Origin of the sequence: Acinetobacter sp. IK31 (assembly GCF_035615195.1) — a bacterium.
Classification (GTDB): domain Bacteria; phylum Pseudomonadota; class Gammaproteobacteria; order Pseudomonadales; family Moraxellaceae; genus Acinetobacter; species Acinetobacter calcoaceticus_C.
Genome location: NZ_JANBOB010000002.1, coordinates 342,276 through 364,187, shown reverse-complemented (window position 1 = coordinate 364,187; position 21,912 = coordinate 342,276). Strand labels below are relative to the sequence as shown.

Genomic DNA, 21,912 nt, shown 5'->3' with positions numbered 1-21,912 from the left:
AAAAATTTAAAACCCCATATTTAAATTAAATATGGGGTTTCATTTACTCTAATCAAAAATTATGACTATGGTTCAATTGGAGAAAATGGTGGAATAACATCTGCATTTTGAGCACGATGACGTAAAAAATGGTCCATTAAAACAATAGCTAACATTGCCTCTGCAATTGGTGTCGCACGCACACCAACACATGGGTCATGACGGCCTTTAGTCAACACATCGGTATCTTCACGATTTAAATTAATCGTTTTACCCGGTGTCGTAATGCTTGCTGTTGGTTTTAGTGCAATAGCAACTCGAATGGATTGACCACTTGAGATACCGCCTAAAATACCGCCTGCATGATTCGCTAAAAAGCCATTACTGGTCAATTCATCACGTGTTTCATGACCAAACTGTCCAGCAACTGCAAAACCATCACCAATTTCAACACCTTTAACTGCATTAATACTCATCATCGCGTGAGCAATGTCAGCATCTAAACGGTCAAAAACAGGTTCACCCCAACCCACAGGAACTTTTTCAGCTAAAATTTCTAGCTTTGCACCGCAGCTTGTTCCTTGTTCACGTAAAGATGTCACTAAGGCTTCAAAACGTGAAACGGCATCTACATCACCACAGAAAAATGGATTATTCGGAACTTCATTCCAATCTAGTTTTTCAGCAACTTCATTACCAATTTGGGTAACATGACCACGTATCAAGACACCAAATTTTTCTGCTAAATATTTTTTAGCAATTGCGCCCGCTGCAACACGCATAGCAGTTTCACGAGCACTTGAACGGCCACCGCCACGATAGTCACGGAAACCGTATTTTTGTGTATATGTATAGTCGGCATGGCCAGGTCTAAAAGTTTGGGCAATATTGCCGTAATCTTTTGATTTCTGATCAGTATTCTCAATCAATAAACCAATTGGCGTACCTGTCGTTTTACCTTCAAAAACACCTGAAATGATTTTAACTTGATCAGGCTCTTTACGTTGAGTCGCAAATTTAGAAGTACCCGGTTTACGACGGTCAAGGTCTTTTTGCAAGTCTTCTTCAGACAGCTCAAGGCCCGGTGGCACACCATCAACAATTGCCATTAAGCCAACGCCATGAGACTCACCGCAAGTAGTTACACGAAAGAGTTGTCCAATACTATTCCCTGCCATATGCCCAACTCCTTATATTTGCTCTTCAAATAGTTTTCTATAACGGCGACATTGTTCAGCAGTCAAAGCAAAAATACCTGAACCACCTTTTTGGAAAGTGAGCCAGTTGAAATCAATCGTATTAAAGTTCTGACGCATTGACCATTCAGAATTACCGACTTCAATGACAATCAGACCATCTTCAGTTAAATAATCTGCCGCTTGTGCAAGCATTTTACGAACTAAGTCTAAACCATCTTGGCCTGCTGCCAATGCGAGTTCAGGTTCATGTAAAAATTCTTCTGGTAAGTCAGCCATGTCTTCAGCATCGACGTACGGTGGATTGCTGACAATCAAATCATACTGGTTTTCAGCTGGAATTTTGGCAAATAGATCTGACTCAAGCAATGCAACTTGATATTGCTTATTGTGGTGCTCAGCATTAATTGAAGCAACTTCTAGCGCTTCTTTAGAGATGTCAGTTGCATCTATTTCAGCGTCTGGATAAGCATAAGCCAAAGCCACTGCAATACACCCAGAACCTGTACACATATCTAAAATACGGTGTGGAGTTTTAGGCTTTGCATTTTCTGGCAAATTATTGAGCGCTTCGCGCATTTGACCATTTTCATCTAAACAATATGGTGCAAAACGCTGTTCAATTAATTCTGCAATTGGTGAACGTGGAATGAGTACACGCTCATCTACATAGAATGGTTTATTAAAGAAATAAGCAAGGTTTAATAAATAAGATGTTGGAATACGGTCATTGATACGGCGTTCCAATAAACTTAAAAATTCTGCTTTTTCACTTGGTAATAACTTCGCATCTAGAATTTGTGCGTCTGCTGACCATTCAAGAGATAAGGTTTGTAAAACTAATGCAGAGCTTTCTGCAAAATAATCTTCAGTACCTTGTCCTAAATGTGCATCATGTTGACGTAATGCTGATACCCCAAAACGAATAAAATCTCGAATTGTTGATAAATTTTCAGCCGCTTCCTGTAAGTTTTCAGGGCTAATCGTCGGTCGCTCCACTTAGGCGTCTCCAAAGGCAAATTTTGCAAAGTGACTATTCTACTGAGTGAGGTACAGCAAAGCAACGCTTTGCCCTGTGAACCGGAGTTTTACAGACCTATCTCGAACAATCACGCGTTAAAATCAAACTACTTTGTTTTAATTATAAAATAATGAAATTTAATTTAGATGTTCAAAACAAAAAGCAGCCCTTAAATGGTAGGCTGCTTTTGAAGTTTAATGAGTTTTAAAGCTTAAGCTTTTCAGCAACATAATCAGAGTCTTTATCCCCACGACCCGATAAATTCACCACAATCATGGTTTCTTTAGCTAATTGGGGAGCTTCACGAATTGCCCATGCGACAGCATGTGAGCTTTCAAGCGCAGGAACAATGCCTTCAACACGAGAAAGTGTCATAAAAGCATCTAAGCACTCTTGGTCAGTTGCGGTGCTATATTCAACACGACCTAAATCTTTTAAAAAACTGTGTTGTGGGCCAACGCCCGGATAGTCTAGTCCCGAAGCAATAGAATGCACGGGTAAAGGTTCACCTTCCTCATTTTCAAGTACATAACACGCCATACCATGAATTTGACTTGGCTTACCTAAAGTTAGCGTTGCCGAATGCATATTGGTATCTAAACCATGTCCAGCAGGTTCAACTCCTACCAGTTTCACATCGGAATCATTTAAAAATGCAGTAAATGCGCCTATTGCATTTGAACCACCACCAACACATGCCACAACATAATCGGGACTTTTCCCAAATCGTTGGTGCGTTTGATCTTTAATTTCATTGCCAATAATCGATTGAAAATCACGAACCATTTTAGGAAATGGATGTGGTCCAACTACAGAACCAATCGCATATATAAAATCTTTAGGGTCTTTTAAATATTCTTCAAATGCACTATCAACAGCATCTTTTAATGTTGCTGTACCACGTGTTACTGCAACCAAATGAGCGCCCAAAATTTTCATTTTGACGACATTTGGATGTTCTTTTTCAATATCTACTTGCCCCATATGAATTTCACAAGGAATCCCAACCAAAGCGCAAGCTGTTGCTAAAGCAACCCCATGCTGACCCGCACCCGTCTCGGCAATAACTTTCTTTTTGCCCATATATTTAGCAAGTAAAGCTTCGCCCAAACAGTGATTGATTTTATGAGCACCTGTATGGTTCAAATCTTCACGTTTTAAATAAATTTGTGCCCCACCTAACTGATCAGAAAGGCGTTTGGCATGAAATAGAGGACTTGGGCGGCCAACATAATTCGCAAAAAGATCGGTCAATTCATTTTGAAATTCAGGGGTGTGCCGAATCTCTTCATAAGCAACATTAATCTCATCCATTGCCTCTTTTAAATGTGGAGGAATGAACTGTCCGCCATATTCACCAAAAAATCCTTGTTCATTCGGCAAAGCAATACCGTTAATTTGATGTTGCATATTGTCTCTCTGTTAAAATTATTAAAGTTATTAAGTTTATCTAGAAAGGTAGCGTGTCATATCCTCAATGCCTTTTAGCGTCATTGGGTACATATGATTTTCAAAAATTTCTTTAATCCAGCCAATGGTTTGAGTGTAATGCCAATACCCTTCGGTCTCTGGATTTAACCATGCTGTTTTATCAAAATGGTGACGCAAGCGACGTAACCAAACTTCACCTGTTTCGTCATTCATATATTCAACAGAGCCGCCCACCGATTTCAGCTCATACGGTGCCATACTGGCATCACCCACTACAATTACACGATAGTCGCGACCATAGGTGTGAAACAGATCCCATGTATTCATACGGGTAGCTGTGCGGCGGTGATTATCTTTCCACACATAGTCATAGAGACAATTATGGAAATAAAAATACTCAAGCGTTTTAAACTCGCTTTTAGCCGCACTAAAGAGTTTTTCACATTGGGCAATATGAGCATCCATAGAACCGCCTACATCGAACAACATAAGCACTTTTATTCGATTTCGACGCTCAGGTACCATTTGAACATCAAGGATACCTTGCTTGGCTGTTTCACGGATTGTACCGTCAACATCCAACTCTTCAGCTGCACCTTGACGCGCAAATTTACGCAAACGGCGCAAAGCAATTTGCATCTGACGAGTACCAAGAACTTGGTCATCATCTAGATTTTGATATTTACGCTGTTCCCATACTTTTACCGCTGAACGTTTACGACCCGGCCCACCAATCCGCACTCCTTCAGGATGATCGCCAAAAGCCCCAAAAGGTGAAGTACCACCAGTACCTACCATGCGATTGCCGCCCTGATGTTTTTTATGCTGTTCGCGTAACCGCTCTTCCAGCATTTTCATCAGTTCTTCTAAGGAACCTGCTTTTTGGAGTTCTGCTCGTTGTTCAGGAGTTAAATGTTTTTCTAGAAGTTCTAAATCAAACCAGTCTTTTGGTAATTTATGAACTTGCTTAAGTAATTCATCTAGATCAAAGGTTTCAATACCGTCAAAGTAGTCTTTTATGGCGCGGTCAAATTTGTCAAAAAAACGTTCATCTTTAACTAAAATAGTTTTAGCAAGCTGATAGAACTCTTCTTGATCGGCAAAAACCAAACCTTCACTTACTGCACGATTTAAGTCAATAAGTTCACGAGTTGTAACTGGAACACCGTATTTACGTAAGGTGTAAAATAACCGCACAAACATGGGTTATTCCCTCCTTTAACGTCGAGACATGAAAGCCAAACGTTCGAGGAGTTGCACATCCTGCTCGTTTTTGATGAGTGCGCCATACAAAGGCGGAATAGCTTTAGATGCATCTCGATTGCGTAATACATCTTCAGGCATATCATCTGCCATGAGCAAGCTTAACCAATCAATTAACTCAGAAGTTGATGGTGGTTTCTTCAAATTAGGAATTTCACGTAGTTTAAAGAAAATCTGTAAAGCTTCATTGACCAGTGTTGCAGAAATATGCGGGAAGTGAACATCGATAATCTCTCGCATGGTCACTTCATCAGGGAATTCAATATAATGAAAGAAACAACGACGCAAGAAAGCATCTGGTAACTCTTTTTCATTATTCGAAGTAATAATTACGATTGGGCGTTGTGTTGCCGTAATGGTTTCACTCGTTTCATAAACATAGAAAGACATTTTATCGAGTTCATGCAACAGATCATTTGGAAACTCAATATCGGCTTTGTCAATTTCATCAATTAACAAGACACAACGCTCTTCACTGATGAAAGCTTCCCACAATTTACCGGGTTTAATATAGTTCTTAATATCGTAAACCCGATCATCACCCAGCTGGCTGTCTCGTAAACGAGAAACAGCATCATATTCATACAATCCTTGCTGAGCTTTGGTTGTCGATTTGATATGCCAAGTAATCAGTTTTAAGCCCAAACTTTGTGCTACTTGTTCAGCAAGTAAAGTTTTGCCCGTACCAGGTTCACCTTTAACCAGTAAAGGCTTTTGTAACGCACGAGCTGCTTTTACAGCGAGCTTAAGACTATCAGTCGCGATATATTGATCTGTACCAGTAAAATGTTGGGTATCAGCAGACATGTAAAGACCTTATTTTTCTATTTCAATGGTTAGATGGAACGCATGTTTTTGTTTATTGAATATTTTGACCAACAATATCCAATCACCAAACCTAGACCAACTACAAACAGAATTAAAGATAAATTTGACCAAATTAGAGGGCTATCTTTAGTTAAAACACCAAAAAGTAGTCCAAAAATAGCAGGTGCTATCGATGCATTCGGCCCTTCAGACACTGTTGGTGTAACTAAAATAGCAAATACAACAAGCCAACTAATTGCACCAAAAGTAGTAGGAAGGCGACGCATTAATCGCCACCAACACCATAAAGCAATAATAGCGCCTATTCCATAAGCTGTTAACGCAATAGCATCTTCAGGAATAACATCCAAAAAAGAAAATAATTGATTCATTATTCCAGTTTGATTTTCACGCACCACGTAAGCCCTCTGGTTCAACCGCATTTGGGTTAATTAACCCTTCTGGCGGCATCTGGAGAAAGAAACCTTTTGTTTGTAATGAGTCTAAAACATGTAAAACATTAGCACGCGCCAATTTACGTGTTGGAGCTAATTCTAAATGCATAACAAACGTTGCACGGCCAAACGCTTGTAAAACAGCTTCGGGAATTTTTTCAAACGGATCAGCTTGTTCCGCATCGTCAGGATAGTTTGGACGAGCAATATAAATGTACATTTCATCTTTTTTGCTCGATCTATAAATATCACAGTGCATTTCAAATCAACTCTTGAACTAAGGACAGCATACATGAAAAAAAACGACTCACACACGCAGGTTTGTTTACGCATCAGTCGTTTTTTTAATTCTTGGGAAATATTAACCTACAACATTGATTAAGGTCGATAATAACTTTGTTCCAAACTAAAGCTGGTCTTTATAAAAATCAATAACCAATTGATTTAAAAAACTAAATATAATTATTCATTTTAATAAAATAAAAACAATTTTAGAAAAAAATACCAAATTGTTCATTATTGAGTAATTTTTGTGATCTGTTTTTAATACTTTTACCCTTTAATACCATGAAATTTATCATATTAAAGTTAGATATTACCTTTTTAAAATTCACATTTAAGTAAAACTTCTAACCACTTAACAAACATTAGCAGACATTACTTAACTGGTTTAAATTCTCAATATGTTTCAATAATAAATATCTTAATAATAGATGTGGAGGATGAACTTATGCCTCGTGGCGATAAAACAGCTTACACAGCAAAGCAAAAACGTCAGGCTAAACATATTGTTGAGAGTGAGGAAGATAGAGGCCATTCTCAAGAAGAGGCTGAACGAATCGCATGGTCTACCGTCAATAAACAAGATGGCGGCGGTAAGAAAAAGTCTCATTAATATAAACTTTGAATACTTCTTTAGTCTTGGCTAAAGAAGTATTTTCATCAAAAATGAGTTAATGCGGTTTAGAAAACTCGAGAGCTTCTTATATAGTCATCGCTTACTTGATTTAAAGCATTCAAAATAGCGCCATCATCTTGACTTAATAGAGCTTCGTTGAGACATTCCATGTAACCTATGAGAGTCGTCTTAGATGCATTGGCAAATTCAGAGGTTACTGCTTCATCTTCATATAAAATTACGTAGCTACGTGCAAAACCATAGATTAAATAGATGGCTGCTTTTTCTTTTGTATTTTGAGATTCTTTAAGAGACTGTTCACAAGCATTTTTTAAATCTTTAAATGCATCTGTACCAGTAGATTGATTTTTGAAAGATAAAAGTATTGTTCGGAAGTTCATAACCATATTCCACTCAAAAAATAAAGCTACAGAAGATGATAGGATCTGTCAAAGAAAATCATGATTAACATGGATCTAAATGTAAATAAATTTATGTTCCCTTTTTAACTCTCTATAAAAGACCGCTCTTAAAAAGCGGTCTAATAAAAAATCGATATTTAAAAGCTTATTTCTATCGTTATGGTTGTACCAGAGTGCTCAATATTGGTTGAAACATTGAAGCCTCTTCCTCTAAGTTCCTCTTCTACATGTGTGAGATGATCAGGACTTACAGCATCAATAGGAAACAGGAAAGTTGCTTTTCGCTGCCCTCCCTTAGATTCAGTTTCAGTACCTATTAAAATTTTTTCTAACATGGCCTCTTGATTAATTTTAAAATTTTTAGCATTTTGACGCGCTTGTTCAGCACTAAAGTTATTAAGCATATTTATCTCTCTAATTATTAATTTATCTAAGTTTATAGCATAAAAAGATTATATAGTTTTAGTGTTGTGTCGTTAATTCCGACCAGAAATATAAGCTTATTGATTAAATAACATTTCTATCCATTCAATAAATTTTCTGGCATTTCTATTTTTAAACTCTTCTTTCTTTGGAATGTAGTAGCACAGCTCTGATTGAACTGATTGAGTTTTAAGCGGTTGTATAAGATTCGCTTTAATAAATCTCTGAGCAAGTGTAGAAGAACAAAATACCAGTCCATTAGCCGCTAATGCTTCATGTATTCCAAAAATTTCCTGATCAAACTTCTTAATTGTTATTTGCGTTCGGTCCCATCCATTCGTCTCAAGCCAAGTCTCTAGTGGCGGACTTGGTAATGCTTTATTTTTCCATTCTGTGGTGAATAACGTTATTGGCTCACTAGAATGTTCTAGTAGATCAAGTTTAGATGCACCAAATACATTAAAAGATTCATATTTAAGAATATCGTTAGAAGGTATTGAAGATACATCACCATATCGAATAGGTAATGTATATAAGTGATTTTCTAGCACTTCTCCGGTAGAAAATTCAACTGAGATATCAGAATGTAATTGATAAAATTCATTTATTGAGGGAATTAACAACAGTGCTGCCAATGAAGAGGTGGTCGCCACTCTGAGTGTATTTCCATTTATTGTTATTTCATCTAGTGCATCTTCAATTTTACGAAATCCTTCAGAAATCGTTCCAGCTAGTCTTTCACCTGTGGTTGTAAGCGTTATTTTTCTTACCTGTCGATGAAATAAGTCAATATTTAACCTGCTTTCAAGATTGGTAATATGATGTGAAATTGCAGTGGGTGTTAGCGAAAGCTCTTCAGCAGCCAATTTAAAACTGCCTAGTCGGGCAGCTGATTCAAATGCTCTAAGTGCTTGCAATGAGACCTGCATGCTTTCTCCTAAACTATAAATATAGGTGATTTAAAATCATCTATAGCTGTGATTTTCTCGTTTGTCTACTTCTCATTTAAAAATCAAAATAAATTAACTCCTAACCCTTATGGAATTTATAATGAGTAAGATGTTACATATAGATACTAGCGTGCGAGCTGCAATTAACCCCAATCCAAATCATAATTCTATTTCAAAAAATATTGCCAGCCGATTGGTCAGTTCATGGAAAAATAAAAGGCCTATGGATGAATATATCTATCGGGATGTGGGAATGAATCCCCCACCATTTATTACTCAAGACTGGATTGATGCTGTCTTCACACCTGAAAATAAAAGAACACAAGCTCAATGCGATGTCTTATCAATATCAGATCAGTTAATAGCGGAAGTTTCGAGTTCAGATATCATTTTAATTTCTTCTCCTATGTACAATTACGGTATGCCAGCTCAACTAAAAGCATGGTTTGACCAAATTATTCGAATTAATAAGACATTTGATTTTGACCTTGCTCGAGGAGACTTCCCTTTACAGCCTCTTTTATCTGGATAAGATTTTAATCATTATCACGTCTAGTGGAGAGTTTGGATTTGAAAAAGATGGCATTCGGGAGAACATGAATCATCTTGTACCTCACCTGCGTACGCTCAGTAAATATTTAGGCGTAGAGAAAATTCATGAAATTGCTTCAGAATATCAAGAGTTTGGAGATGAACGACATATGAAGTCATTAGAAAATTCTTTTCAAAAAGCTGAAGAGCTTGTAGCTGAACTTGCTGGTTCATTCACAAAAAATCCGTAGAATATTAATAGTTAATTTTTCAAATCTACTAACCTACTGACATTTTAACTGAGCTATATCATTAAAAAATAAAAAGCCGACCCAATTGGGTCGGCTTCCTTATTTCTGCACTGAAACAAACTTATAGTTATATATTATTCATATTGAAATTGTTTTTCTTGCCTTCAAGAATATACAGACCTGTATGTTTAATCAATTGAATTTTTCTCATTTAATCAGTTAATTTAATTCATTATCACTTTTACAAATTAAAACCCATTCAACTCATCACTTTACTAACTTTTAAAATAAGTTAATTATTTAATTTAACTAATATAAATATTTACTTTATTAACTATTAATATTAAATATCTCTTATTTATAAATAATAACTACTCAATTTAAAATTTAAGGCATTCAATCTTGATAATCAAAAAAAGCCCATCACGAAGATGAGCCTTTTAAATTTTAACGATCAAATCATTTTAAATTGATAGACTTTCTTTTTCTTCTTGAAATAAATGAATTAACGGTTGAGTTAATAACTCATAACGCCAACCCAAAAGGTAATCAGGTAAATCTTGTTCATCTCCTTGAGAAAGAACATGTTGATGAATTGCATTTAGCCATTTTTTTCTAAGTAATACTTCTTTAGGAATAGAAGTTTCACTTATTGCATGGGCGAGTACCATATCCATTTTATGTAAAGTTTCTTTAGATGTTACTTTAAAAGGTTTGGCAATTTTTGTTGGCCATTCACTTTCATTCGGTAAATCTTTCAGTAATTCTAGAATCGTTTTTCCATATTCACGAACTACATTTGGGCGAATATCTTTAACTTGCGAGAGTTGAAAATTATTACGTGGATTCTTTTCAACCATATCAATCATGGTTGAGTTTCTAAGAATAAAACTGCGTGGTTGATTGGTCGCTTTAACGATGTATTCACGCCATTCACTTAAATTTTGCAATTGCATCAATTGACGACGCGAATGACGATAATTACCAACATCGGCATAGAGTAATTCTGTAGGCGTTTCACTAATAATTTCTTTAGTTAAACTACTACAATCTTCAAGAACATAGCCATAAAGCCCTTTCTGCTTAAGTTGTTCTTGAATATGATGAGCTAACTTCATTATATATAGAACATCATTGGCTGCATAACAGAGTTGCTGGGGCGATAAAGGCCGAGCTAACCAATCAGATCTTGTTTGATCTTTTTCAATATCAATGTCAAGACAAAGCTTTAAAGCACCTTGGTAACTCACTTGTAGGCCGTGGCCTAAGAAAGAAAGACCGACTTGAGTATCAAACACATTAAGCAGATCTTCTTGATCAGCGTAATGGTAGATTAAATCGATGTCTTCCCCACATGCATGAAAAATATTTTGCTGTGCGACAAATATTTTTTTCCAAAACTGACTTAGATCTAATGAAACACCATCCAACAGATAGACATTGCCATTTACATTGACTTGGCATACCCCAAGTTTAGGCCAGAGTGTGTCAACCTTAATAAATTCTGTATCAAGTCCATATATTGAACATTGATCCATTTTTTGAAGAACATCAACCAATTCGGTTTGCTGTTGGATAAACTGAAACATGCTTTCTCAAGTAAATGCAAAGAGTGCTAAGAACTCTGGTATATATAACATAGAAGTAGGAAATTACCACTTAAACCTTTATGAATACTCTATTTTTGAACAATTCTTCGCAAATAGATAATTTTTTGATCTTTTATTTATGCTTTTAAAGTTAACTCCAAATATTCATTGTTTAAAATCGCTAAGATCTTTTTCATTCTTATGTGCTTTCATATTTTATTTAAACGATTTTTTCTAATTAAAGCCAACATAATATTTGTCTTTAATAGCTAAATTAATAAACTTAATTCAATTTTATATAGCATCAAAGAAATAAGCATCGGAATGCTTATTTCATTCTCATGCGGTTGTGAACTGCCTGACTTAAAGTATGGCTATCAACATATTCAAGTTCACCACCTTGCGGTACACCTTGAGCAATACGCGTCATTTGTATAGGTAAGTGCTTAGTCGCCTCTACCAAATAATGAGCGGTCGCCTGCCCCTCTACAGTCGCATTCGTGGCCAAAATCACTTCTTCAATAGTGCCTTGACTTAAACGCTGAATCAGATAAGGAACACCTATTTCTTCTGGGCCAATACCATCTAAAGGAGAAAGATGCCCACCTAAAACATGGTATTTACCACGAAAACTACCACTTTGCTCAATCGCCATTACATCTGCTGGTGATTCAACTACACACAATAGTTGGTCTTCCCGCTCAGTTGAGGCACAAATATCACAAATTTCATTTTCAGTTAGAGAATGGCAAACGCTGCACTCATGAATATAACTTGAAGCCTCATGTAAAGCATGAGCTAATGCAAACGCACCTTCTCGATTTTTCATCAAAAGATGTAATGCCATACGTTGAGCCGACTTCGGACCAACGCTAGGCAATATACGTAAAGCTTGAACGAGTTGTTCAAATCTATCACTAAACACAGAACTTCCTTAGAACATGCCCGCTAAGCCAGGTGGCAAGCCCATACCAGAATTCGCTTTTTGCATTTTTTCTTCTGAAATAATTTCTGCTTGACGCACAGCATCATTTACCGCGGCAGCAATCAAATCTTCAATCATATCTGGTTCATCTTGAAGGAGTTCAGGATTAATTTCGATACGTTTTACAAGATAGCGACCATTCATGGTCACTTTAACCAAACCACCACCGGCTTCTGCTTGGACTTCAGTTTGCGCAAGCTCTTCTTTCGCCTTTTTTATATTTGTTTCCATATCTTTTTGCATGCGCTGCGCTTGCTGCATGAGCATATTGATATTCATAACTTTACTCCGTATCTCTATCAAATCTTTAAAGTATTATTCGTTATCTGGTAATACTTTATAAAAACTCAATCTCATTGAACCAACCCATGTGATTAAAATCCATACAGATTAGTGCATTGAACTCAAATTAATCCGTAATTCTGACACAATAGACTAATGTTTTCTATCAGTATCTCTAGCTCTATTTCACGAGGCTACATGAGTAGCGTGGTTAAACTTAGGTACATTTCATAAATAGCTAAATTTTAAACATGAAAGTCTTATAAAAATTTAGGTCACTATTGAGAGACCTGTAATCCTTTATCAATTGTTTTATATTCACTTAAAGGAACTTTTTTAAACGAGGTATTTGCTTGTTGAATAGATTTATCAGCTTCTTGTACCGACTTCTCTGCATTGTTAATCAATAAGGTTGTTTCATTCGCTGGGTTCTGATTCGGTTTGGTCAGTAATTTGTATCCCACCACCCCGATTACCCCCACCACGACAACGATAGCAATTGGCTTAAGCATTTTAAAACTCACATTTTTTTTAATTAAATTTAAAGTCTTTATACCCTGTGCCCTTACCTCTCATTTAAACAAAAATGTAGGTTTTTTATTGCAATTCTGAAATTTGAGTAACATTTTAAATATAAAAAACCATCTCGATTAAAGAGATGGTTTGATAAACAAGACAAGAAAAGAGAATTATTTCGATCGAAATAATTAGATTAAATCTAGACCACGTGAGATATCACGGATAATGTCGTTAATATCTTCTAAACCTACCGATACACGTATTAAGCCCTCTTGGATGCCCGCCGCAGCTTTAGTTTCAGCAGAAAGTTTGCCATGTGTAGTCGTTGCAGGATGTGTAATTGTTGACTTCACGTCGCCCAAGTTACCGGTAATAGAAATAAACTTGGTATTATCGATGACTTTCCAAGCACCTTCACGCTCGCCTTTAACCACGAAAGAAACAATCCCGCCAAAACCATTTTGCTGTTTAGCAGCAAGTTCATGACCTTCTTGAGTTGGCAAACCAGCGTAGTAAACTTTTTCTACTTTTTCATGAGTAGATAACCATTCTGCAAGAATTTGAGCACTTTCACAGTGTGCTTTCATACGCAAACGTAAAGTCTCTAAGCCTTTTAAGAAAATCCATGCATTAAATGGACTCATTGATGGCCCAAGCGTACGAACAACACCGAAAACTTCTTCTAACAACTGATGATTACCGACAACAGCACCGCCTAACGCGCGTCCTTGACCATCTAAATATTTAGTTGCCGAGTAAATAGCAAGATCTGCACCAAATTTTAATGGTTGCTGCAAAACAGGCGTACAGAAACTGTTATCAATCGCAAGTAATGCGCCATTCGCATGAGCAATATCTGCAAGCGCTGGAATATCAGCAATTTCAGCTAGAGGGTTAGATGGTGACTCAACAAATAGAAGTTTAGTTTCTGGACGTACTGCATTTTTCCATGCGTCTAAATCACGTAAATCAACAAATGTAATATCTACACCAAATTTGGCAATGTATTTTTCAAACAAGGCAACAACTGAACCAAAAACTGCTCTTGAACAAATGACATGATCACCCGCTTTTAAATACGCCATAGCAACTGCCAAAATTGCACCCATTCCCGAGCTTGTCGCTACAGCTCGTTCAGCGCCATCTAAAGCTGCCAATCGTTTTTCGAACATGCCTACAGTCGGATTAGTAAAACGAGAATAGATATTTCCTTGAACCTGACCAGAAAATTTTGCTGCAGCTTCAGCTGCATTTTCATATACAAATGATGAAGTCAAAAAAATCGGTTCGCCATGTTCACCTTCAAAACTACGAGTATGTCCGGTACGAATGGCTAAGGTATCAAGTTGGTATTCTAAATCATCAGACTGGTTCATTAAATGTTCGCCTTTACTGGTCATGTACTAAAAACTATCATCATTTTGAGTGTCTAAGGTATTTAAGGTCAAGGTAAACCTTAAAATTATCGCTTAGACTTTATTCAATCTTTAGTAAATAGTTGGTAAAGCAAGATGAAACGCTTAAAGTCCCTTGTCTCTGAACAAAGTCAAATGAAGCATCTTTCTGCCCGACTATTTCACCCAAAAACATTGGTTCTATCACAAAGCACTCCCTATGAAGTCATTGGCGAGTTCAATCAAACCCGTATTCGCTATTACGCAGCAACACAGAAAAGATTTAAAGAGCCTTTAGTATTTGTGGCCCCACTCGCCATTAATATGGCGATATATGATTTATATCCTTACCGTTCTTTAATTAAATATTTCCAAAATGCTGGTTTCGATGTCTATTTGGTCGATTGGGGCCGTTTAAAATTTAAAGATAGACATCTTAATTTTTTATCTTTTATTGAAGATTTTATTCCTAAAGCTATAGAGCTCATCCGAACACATTCAAAAAGTGAGCAAATCTCACTCCATGGATGGAGTATGGCTGGCATATTTGTAACTTTATATACTGCTCTGAACCAACCTAATTACATTAAAAACCTGATTGTTCTTGGTAGTCCAATAGATAGTTATGCATCTGGCCATATTGGAAAGCTCTACCAGACCATGAATCACTTTATTGGTCGCAATAAAAAAATTCAGGACCGTATTTATTCTGGATTGCCAAAACGCCTGATTCATAGTCCCGGAATTTTAAATTCATTAGGTTTCAAAATTCTTGATCCTAAAGGTTGGTTTGATGGACATATGCAATTGCTAAAAAATCTTGGTGACCTACAATTTGTACAAGAGCATGCAACCTTAAGTAATTTTTTAAATAACATGATTGATTACCCTGGAGGGATTAATCAGGACATGTTATTTAATGTCTGGCTACAAAATCCGTTAAAACAAGGCGTTATTCAGTTAAAAGATAAGAAAATCGAATTAAAAAATATAGATTGTTCTCTCTTAGTGGGTGCGGGTCGTAGTGATCAGTTGGTAACTGCTGAAGCTGCTTCTCCATTAAGTCAATTGACAAGCAGTCAGGATGTCACGTTTACTCTCATCCCGGGCGGTCATTTAGGCCTAATGTCGAGTCAGGCAAGTGCTCTGGAGTTCTGGCCAAAACTGGCGGAATGGCTGACCGAACGTTCAACACAAATTTAAGATAAGGTCATGAGTCAATCTGTTGCATGTATTGGTTTGAGTTCTAACTATTGAAAATTTATAAGGCATTGCTAGATACAAGTAAATTAGACTAAAAAAGCAACCGCTCCCATAAACAAAAAGCCTTATAAAACCCTTCACATAAATTAAATATAAAAAAAGCCCATTTCAATTTTAGAAATGGGCTACAAAAACTATCAAACGCAGCAATTAAGGACAATATAATAGAAGCTAAAACATGTAAAATCAATACATCTTTCAGTTGAATTGTAATCTAAGATTAATTTGGGCTTATTTATATTTTAGATATGAAAAGAAAAAGCCCATTTTCGTCTAAATTAAAATGGGCCCAGTGAATTCCACTTAATCCTAAAATACAAAATGTGATAATTATCACGCTTTGTATTTTTATAATGTCATTGATATATTTCTTTTTCATTGACCTCATTTCCAACTTAAGCCGTCTATTTAGCAAATAAAAAAGCTATAAAATCTTATTTTTCCCTATAATTTTTTATATGTTCTCCCCCGAATTAGGAGCATATTTTTCTATCACCAATAAGAGTTAGAATGAATTAAATGAAAATCAAATTCTGGAAATATATATAAAATTTAGCTTAAGTTTATGTTTTTATTTGATTTTTATAAATTATTGATATCTAAAGTTTTTATTTATTTTGTGAACAATTTATCAACCAAAATGACACTTGAGTAATTAATAGTCATTGAAATATTGGTAATAAACCTTATATTGAGTACAGGTTCATACCTTTAATTGAGGAAACGCTCATGAATAAATTTATGGTTGCAGTCTTTACTGGCATGGTGAGCATTGCTGGTTTAAACGTTCAAGCTGCAACGCCTGAGCAAGAATGTCAGAAATTGCAAGACGATTATAATTTGATTTATGCATCAAAAGGCTTTTGTTTTAAAGATCCTGATGCTAAAGAAAAATATGGTAATGAAAACTGTCATACGACAAAACCAAAGTTTTCTGACAAAGAGCAACAACGTCTTGATGCGATTAAAGAGCGTCAGAAAGAATTGAAATGTAAATAATTTTTAAAGGAATAATACATGGCATACGATGATCAAAATATCTTCGCAAAAATTTTACGCAATGAACTTCCAGCGATAAAAATCTATGAAGATGATCAAGTTCTAGCTTTTATGGATATTATGCCTCAAGCCGATGGTCATACATTAGTTATTCCAAAAATACCTGCTGTAACGCTGCTTGATTTACCCCCAGAAGCAGCCGCTTATACCATACAAATTGTTCAGAAAATTGCGAAAGCAATGGAAAAAGCCCTTAATTTAGAAGGTATTGTCTTAATGCAACTTTCTGGAGCAGCGGCAGGCCAAACTGTTCCGCATGTTCATTTTCACCTTATTCCTACAAATGTGCATCAACTTGGACGCCATGCTGTAGAGTTAGGTGACCAAGAAAAAATCAAAGGATTAGCTGAGAAAATTAAAGCAGCTCTTTGATTTTTAATTCATTAAAGCGGAGTTTTGACTCCGCTTTTTTTCGTCTAAAAATTATAAAAATTAAAATAATTAATATATTTCTAAATTTTAACCGTCATAAAACTGTCATTTATTTTTCACGCCCCTGTCACAAAGTTTGCCGATACTGCTTAGCAAGTTGGTGAGCTTTTGTAACTTTTTGTACATAAGTCAACTACAAAATAAATAGTTAACTAGGCATACGCCATTTTTAAATACTTTTGGAGAAATCTCAATGAAGAAATTGCTACTCGCTGCCGCAGTTGCAACTTTGAGCATAAACGCGGTGCAAGCAGCGCCAACTTTGTATGGCAAACTGAATGTTTCTATTAACCAAGTTGACAATAAAAATTTCGATGGAAAAAGTGACGTTACCGAAATTAACTCAAATTCTTCTCGCATTGGGGTAAAAGGCGAAGAGAAATTAACTGACAAGCTATCTGCTGTTTATTTAGCCGAATGGGCAATTTCTACTGATGGCTCAGGTTCTGATACTGATCTTAGCGCTCGTAACCGTTTTATCGGTTTAAAAACTGAAGGCGTTGGTACATTAAAAGCAGGTAAGTATGACTCTTACTTCAAGACAGCTGCTGGTGGTAACCAAGACATCTTTAATGATGACACTCGTTTAGATATTACCAACATCATGTACGGCGAAAACCGTTTAGACAACGTGATTGGTTTTGAGTTAGACCCTAAATTGCTAGCTGGTTTAACATTCAATATTATGGCTCAAACTGGCGAAAGCACTTCTGACAGTAAAGATGGTGAAACTGGTAAAGATAGCAAAAATGATAGCTTTGACTCAGTATCAACTTCTCTTGGTTATGAAAACAAAGACCTTGGCTTAGCAGTGGCTGCTGCTGGTGACTTCGGTATAAAAGGTAAATATGCTGCTTACGGTCTGAAAGATGTTTATACAGATGCTTACCGTGTAACAGGCTCTTATGACATCGCAAAATCTGGTTTTGTAGTAGGTGCGTTATGGCAACATGCTGAACCTACTGATGACTTGACTGCATATGGTCAAACATATAAATCAGATGGTGCAATCGATAAAGCTGGTAAAGCTTATCGCGGCTTAGAAGAAGAAGCTTATGCGGTAACTGCTGCTTATAAAATTCCTAATACTAAGCTTAAAGTGAAAGCAGAATACGCTTCTGCTGAAACACAAGTAAGTGGTCAAGCAGATCGTAAAATTGACTTGTACGGCTTAGGTCTTGATTATCAAATCAACAAACAAGCTCGCTTCTACGGTATTGTTGCTCAGCAAAAACGCGACTGGATTAAAGAAGACGACAAGCAAACTGTTGTAGGTACTGGTATCGAATATAACTTCTAATCAGTTATCTTTGATTCATATCTAAAATAAAAGGGCTAAGGCCCTTTTATTTTATTGTACAGATTAAAAAAGCCGATATAAAAATTATCGGCTTTTTTAAATTTTTAGCTTACTTTAAGAAACCACTTACCAGATTCATGACATTTTGAATATCTTGGTTTGCTTCTTGATGATCAGTACTGTCACCCTGAGGCGTTAATGAATCAATGACTTGAGGTAAGACTGAAGCAATTGCACCGTAAACTTCTTCTTTCGGTGCTTGTACTTGCTGAGCAACTTGTTCAATATCAGAAGCATTAAATAAGCTTTGTAATTGTTGAGTAGGAACGGCACTATTCGCTTGATTTGGATCGACCCAGCTTTGAACCTGATTACCCAGACCTGCTCCTTTTAACTTTTCTAAAGCAGCTTGTAAGCCGCCTTGTTGTTGAACCCAGCCTAAAATCAAAGGCACAACTGCAATTAATAAACTTTGTACACCGCCACCTGCTTGAGGCGCATTATTATTATTTCCAGTCACTTGACCTAATACAGAACCTAATACTCCACCAAGGCCACCTTGAGCGCCAGAAGAAGTATTACCCCCCATTTGTCCAAGTACAGAACCTAAAATTCCACCCAAACCGCCTTGACCTGATGTTTGTTGATTCCCACCTAAAGCTTGCTTAGCCAAAACTTCAACAATACTGCTTAAATTTGTCATGTGTAACTCTTATGTATGGTTTACACATGAGCATACGCGGATTCTTGTTAAGACAGCAAAAGCCAAATTGTTAAATTTTGAAAGAGGTTAAATAGTCTTTTACCAACGGAATTTATTCCAGTTTTCAGGGTTTGCCCAAAATCTTGAGTTAAACCAATCTGGAACATGTTTATAGGTCAATATATTAAATTGCCATAAAGCAAAATCGCTATCATGCGAAGTCTTATCAATGAGTTGGGTAAACCCTAAAGAACGCAATAACTGTTCATCACTTCGTTTGCTCACCACAACAATTCGTTTTGCTAATAAATCACGTAGTTTTACTAATAATTGTGATTTTTGTACTTCAGTTATGATCTGCATTTCATCGGTATCAAATAATACAAAACCCAAATCATAACGCTGAGTAAAAGGCAGACTTAAAAGCTCAGTTACGGTAAAATAACGCCATTGAATTGCGTTATTCTGGTCAATTTTCTGGCCAATACAAAGTGCAGTATGAATGGGCTGTTCTTTTGATAAATCGTCTAGCATAGAAGCGATGACATTTTGTTCAGCCATGACTGCAACCCTTAATTGAAAGATGTGAGTTTAAACTTTATGGAACTACAAGGCATTTGCCATAAAATGCATGCAGGCCTAAAAGATGCTAGTGTAACTGATCAACAGACAACCAAGGCAAATGTTGAATACAAATTTGTATTAGACCGTTCAGAAATTGATCTTCCTTTTAATTTAGGACAAGAACTAGAAATCGAATGGACAGGTAATATTTATTGCACTTCTTGTGGCACTAAAACACCAAAGTCATATTCTCAAGGCCACTGCTTTAAATGTTTTAAAACTAAAGCGGAATGTGACCTCTGCATTATGAAACCGGAAACATGCCATTACCACTTAGGTACATGTCGTGAAGATGACTTTGCCCACAATGTTTGCTTTCAGCCGCATATTGTCTATTTAGCAAATTCTAGTGCTTTGAAAGTGGGTATTACGCGTGTCAATCACATGCCAGGTCGTTGGTTAGATCAAGGTGCAACTCAGGCCTTACCTATTTTAAAAGTAGGCTCACGTCGCTTATCTGGCCAACTTGAAATCATGTTTGGTTCTTTAGTTGCTGATAAAACTGATTGGCGCAAATTACTCAAAGGTGAGGCTGAACCGCTTAACCTTGTTGAACAACGTGATCAATTAATCGAAGAGTTTGCACCTAAAATTCAAACGATTCGAGAAGAATTTAGCCAAAATCTTGAATTTAACGAAACTGTTGAATTATTAGAAGATGAGTTACCACGTGAGTTTGTTTACCCTGTTGAGCAGTACCCTGAAAAAATTAAGTCTCTAAATTTGGATAAAACACCAAAAATTCGTGGTGTATTACAGGGTATTAAAGGTCAATATTTAATTTTTGATATTGGCGTGATTAATGTTCGTAAATATACAGGTTATGAGCTTATAGTACGTGCTTAAGCTAAAATAGAAATAGGCATTCAGAAGAATGCCTATTTTTTAATTACTTTTCTAAAATTCTTAAAATTGCCTGTACCGGATCTTCTGTATTTCCAGAAATAAGCTGTTTATGCATGGTTAAATGTTGCATCACTTGAATTTTAGCTTTTTCAATATTCATTAGTTTTTCTATTTCAACTGCTAAATTTTCTGGTGTTGCATCCGCCTGAATTAACTCTTCAATCACTTTTTTTCCAGCAATGATATTTGGTAAAGAATAATAAGGAATTTTGACCAAAAACTTAGCAATTAAATAAGTTAACCAATGCAACTTATAAAAAGTGACCATAGGTCTATGCATTAACATCGCTTCTAATGTCGCTGTTCCAGAAGCTAAAGCAATGATGTTACTTGCATTCATGACCATACGGCCAATTTTTGATTCAGTGTCTGTATTTTCTAAAATATGAACTACAGCTTTTAAATGAGGTGCTAATTGTTCAACACCCTGCTCAATCTGCTGTTTACGTGCATCGTTAATTGCAGGAATTAAAAATTGAATATTTGGATATTTCTTGTGCAAAATATTGGCAGCGCCCAATAGCATAGGAAGAAGTCGTTCTACTTCTCCTTTACGGCTACCTGGCAACAAAGCAATATGTTTTTGATTTTCATCAATACCTAATTGTTGTTTAGCAATTTGAATTGGATTTTCAAGCGGTAATTGTTTAGCTAATGGATGACCTACAAATGCCGCTGGAACTTCATATCGCTGATAGAAAACTTTTTCAAAAGGAAATAAACAAAGGACTAAATCTATACTCTGTTTAATGCCATGAACACGTCCCTGACGCCATGCCCAAACTGATGGACTCACATATTGGACTGTTTTTATTGGAAGATTCTTTTCTTTAATACTTTTGGAAAGTCTAAGATTAAAATCTGGCGCATCAATACCAATAAAAATATCAACGGGTTGCTCAGTCCATTGGTTAATTAAACCATCACGTACAGCGAATAATTTTTTTAAGTCTTTTAGTACTTCAACTATCCCCATCACAGACAAAGTTTCCATCGGGTAATAGCTTTTAAAACCTTCAGCAATCATTTGGGGACCACCGATTCCCTCAAATTCAGCATCAATTCCCTGTTCACGAAAACTACGCATGAGCTTAACGCCAAGTGTATCTCCAGAAACTTCCCCAACTACAATGCCTATTTTAAGTTTTCGGTTTGCCAAGGCGATTTACCCAAGAATTTGAAATAATGCATTCTAGCATAGAGATTTATCAATCTTGAACTTGATGCTT

Annotated in this window: 24 protein-coding genes and 1 pseudogene; 7 read left to right on the top strand and 18 right to left on the bottom strand. The window is 36.3% G+C overall.

The window, feature by feature from the left end; genetic code table 11:
• Positions 1-65: 65 nt before the first annotated feature.
• From aroC to MSG66_RS02575, 7 genes are all read right to left on the bottom strand, one after another.
• The gene (aroC, locus tag MSG66_RS02605; protein ID WP_009393354.1) at positions 66-1,157 is read right to left on the bottom strand and encodes a chorismate synthase; all 1,092 of its coding nucleotides are present in this window, start codon (positions 1,155-1,157) and stop codon (positions 66-68) included.
• 12 nt (positions 1,158-1,169) lie between these two features.
• A complete protein-coding gene (prmB, locus tag MSG66_RS02600) occupies positions 1,170-2,174 on the bottom strand; it encodes a 50S ribosomal protein L3 N(5)-glutamine methyltransferase (RefSeq protein WP_324652016.1) in 1,005 nt (334 codons plus the stop codon).
• A 226-nt stretch (positions 2,175-2,400) separates the two neighbouring features.
• Positions 2,401-3,606, bottom strand: coding sequence for a tryptophan synthase subunit beta (gene trpB / locus MSG66_RS02595; RefSeq protein ID WP_324652014.1), 1,206 nt, complete (start codon positions 3,604-3,606; stop codon positions 2,401-2,403).
• Positions 3,607-3,642: 36 nt separating this feature from the next.
• On the bottom strand, positions 3,643-4,830 hold the full coding sequence (locus MSG66_RS02590; protein ID WP_324652012.1) for a vWA domain-containing protein: 1,188 nt from the start codon (positions 4,828-4,830) through the stop codon (positions 3,643-3,645).
• A gap of 15 nt (positions 4,831-4,845) precedes the next feature.
• Complete coding sequence (locus tag MSG66_RS02585; protein WP_324652010.1) at positions 4,846-5,697, bottom strand: MoxR family ATPase; 852 nt, start codon at positions 5,695-5,697, stop codon at positions 4,846-4,848.
• 29 nt (positions 5,698-5,726) lie between these two features.
• Positions 5,727-6,113, bottom strand: coding sequence for a hypothetical protein (locus MSG66_RS02580; protein WP_324652008.1), 387 nt, complete (start codon positions 6,111-6,113; stop codon positions 5,727-5,729).
• On the bottom strand, positions 6,106-6,411 hold the full coding sequence (locus MSG66_RS02575) for a YcgL domain-containing protein (protein WP_042896438.1): 306 nt from the start codon (positions 6,409-6,411) through the stop codon (positions 6,106-6,108). The genes MSG66_RS02580 and MSG66_RS02575 overlap by 8 nt, the downstream gene beginning before the upstream one ends.
• Positions 6,412-6,882: 471 nt before the next feature.
• On the opposite strand from MSG66_RS02575, the gene MSG66_RS02570 reads away from it, so the two are divergent.
• Positions 6,883-7,047, top strand: a complete 165-nt coding sequence (locus MSG66_RS02570) for a hypothetical protein (protein WP_042896440.1) — start codon at positions 6,883-6,885, stop codon at positions 7,045-7,047.
• Between the two features lie 68 nt (positions 7,048-7,115).
• Here MSG66_RS02570 and MSG66_RS02565 read toward each other — a convergent pair whose 3' ends face one another.
• The 3 genes from MSG66_RS02565 to MSG66_RS02555 form a co-directional block, all read right to left on the bottom strand.
• Entirely contained in the window at positions 7,116-7,451 is a 336-nt protein-coding gene (locus MSG66_RS02565) for a hypothetical protein (RefSeq protein WP_324652005.1), read from the bottom strand.
• 158 nt (positions 7,452-7,609) lie between these two features.
• Complete coding sequence (locus MSG66_RS02560) at positions 7,610-7,876, bottom strand: hypothetical protein (protein WP_042896441.1); 267 nt, start codon at positions 7,874-7,876, stop codon at positions 7,610-7,612.
• A 96-nt stretch (positions 7,877-7,972) separates the two neighbouring features.
• On the bottom strand, positions 7,973-8,824 hold the full coding sequence (locus MSG66_RS02555; protein WP_324652002.1) for a LysR family transcriptional regulator: 852 nt from the start codon (positions 8,822-8,824) through the stop codon (positions 7,973-7,975).
• 118 nt (positions 8,825-8,942) lie between these two features.
• Here MSG66_RS02555 and MSG66_RS02550 point away from each other — a divergent pair.
• Positions 8,943-9,627, top strand: a pseudogene (locus MSG66_RS02550) (FMN-dependent NADH-azoreductase).
• Positions 9,628-10,091: 464 nt separating this feature from the next.
• Here MSG66_RS02550 and MSG66_RS02545 read toward each other — a convergent pair.
• The 5 genes from MSG66_RS02545 to MSG66_RS02525 form a co-directional block, all read right to left on the bottom strand.
• The gene (locus tag MSG66_RS02545; protein ID WP_324652000.1) at positions 10,092-11,216 is read right to left on the bottom strand and encodes a ribonuclease D; all 1,125 of its coding nucleotides are present in this window, start codon (positions 11,214-11,216) and stop codon (positions 10,092-10,094) included.
• A 328-nt stretch (positions 11,217-11,544) separates the two neighbouring features.
• Positions 11,545-12,141: a recombination mediator RecR gene (gene recR / locus MSG66_RS02540; protein WP_005047371.1), complete on the bottom strand. Its 597-nt coding sequence runs from the start codon at positions 12,139-12,141 to the stop codon at positions 11,545-11,547.
• Between the two features lie 9 nt (positions 12,142-12,150).
• Positions 12,151-12,480 carry a YbaB/EbfC family nucleoid-associated protein gene (locus tag MSG66_RS02535; protein ID WP_075431395.1) on the bottom strand — a complete coding sequence of 110 codons (330 nt, stop codon included), beginning with the start codon at positions 12,478-12,480 and terminating at the stop codon, positions 12,151-12,153.
• Between the two features lie 281 nt (positions 12,481-12,761).
• Positions 12,762-12,995: a hypothetical protein gene (locus tag MSG66_RS02530; RefSeq protein WP_324651997.1), complete on the bottom strand. Its 234-nt coding sequence runs from the start codon at positions 12,993-12,995 to the stop codon at positions 12,762-12,764.
• Between the two features lie 195 nt (positions 12,996-13,190).
• Positions 13,191-14,378, bottom strand: coding sequence for an O-succinylhomoserine sulfhydrylase (locus tag MSG66_RS02525; RefSeq protein WP_324652375.1), 1,188 nt, complete (start codon positions 14,376-14,378; stop codon positions 13,191-13,193).
• Positions 14,379-14,513: 135 nt separating this feature from the next.
• On the opposite strand from MSG66_RS02525, the gene MSG66_RS02520 reads away from it, so the two are divergent.
• The 4 genes from MSG66_RS02520 (at position 14,514) to MSG66_RS02505 (ending at position 18,450) form a co-directional block, all read left to right on the top strand.
• Complete coding sequence (locus tag MSG66_RS02520; RefSeq protein ID WP_324651995.1) at positions 14,514-15,599, top strand: alpha/beta fold hydrolase; 1,086 nt, start codon at positions 14,514-14,516, stop codon at positions 15,597-15,599.
• A gap of 789 nt (positions 15,600-16,388) precedes the next feature.
• Positions 16,389-16,658 carry a YARHG domain-containing protein gene (locus MSG66_RS02515; protein WP_003651599.1) on the top strand — a complete coding sequence of 90 codons (270 nt, stop codon included), beginning with the start codon at positions 16,389-16,391 and terminating at the stop codon, positions 16,656-16,658.
• A gap of 18 nt (positions 16,659-16,676) precedes the next feature.
• Entirely contained in the window at positions 16,677-17,090 is a 414-nt protein-coding gene (locus tag MSG66_RS02510; RefSeq protein WP_324651992.1) for an HIT family protein, read from the top strand.
• A gap of 253 nt (positions 17,091-17,343) precedes the next feature.
• Entirely contained in the window at positions 17,344-18,450 is a 1,107-nt protein-coding gene (locus MSG66_RS02505; protein ID WP_133973752.1) for a porin, read from the top strand.
• Between the two features lie 109 nt (positions 18,451-18,559).
• Here MSG66_RS02505 and MSG66_RS02500 read toward each other — a convergent pair whose 3' ends face one another.
• Both MSG66_RS02500 and MSG66_RS02495 read right to left on the bottom strand, forming a co-directional pair.
• The gene (locus MSG66_RS02500) at positions 18,560-19,153 is read right to left on the bottom strand and encodes a YidB family protein (RefSeq protein ID WP_202742203.1); all 594 of its coding nucleotides are present in this window, start codon (positions 19,151-19,153) and stop codon (positions 18,560-18,562) included.
• Between the two features lie 99 nt (positions 19,154-19,252).
• On the bottom strand, positions 19,253-19,714 hold the full coding sequence (locus MSG66_RS02495; RefSeq protein ID WP_262471785.1) for a DUF6231 family protein: 462 nt from the start codon (positions 19,712-19,714) through the stop codon (positions 19,253-19,255).
• Positions 19,715-19,753: 39 nt separating this feature from the next.
• Here MSG66_RS02495 and MSG66_RS02490 point away from each other — a divergent pair, with 39 nt between their 5' ends.
• A complete protein-coding gene (locus MSG66_RS02490; protein WP_202742205.1) occupies positions 19,754-20,623 on the top strand; it encodes a DUF2797 domain-containing protein in 870 nt (289 codons plus the stop codon).
• A gap of 43 nt (positions 20,624-20,666) precedes the next feature.
• Here MSG66_RS02490 and lpxB read toward each other — a convergent pair whose 3' ends face one another.
• The gene (gene lpxB, locus MSG66_RS02485) at positions 20,667-21,842 is read right to left on the bottom strand and encodes a lipid-A-disaccharide synthase (protein ID WP_324651986.1); all 1,176 of its coding nucleotides are present in this window, start codon (positions 21,840-21,842) and stop codon (positions 20,667-20,669) included.
• Positions 21,843-21,912 lie beyond the last annotated feature (70 nt).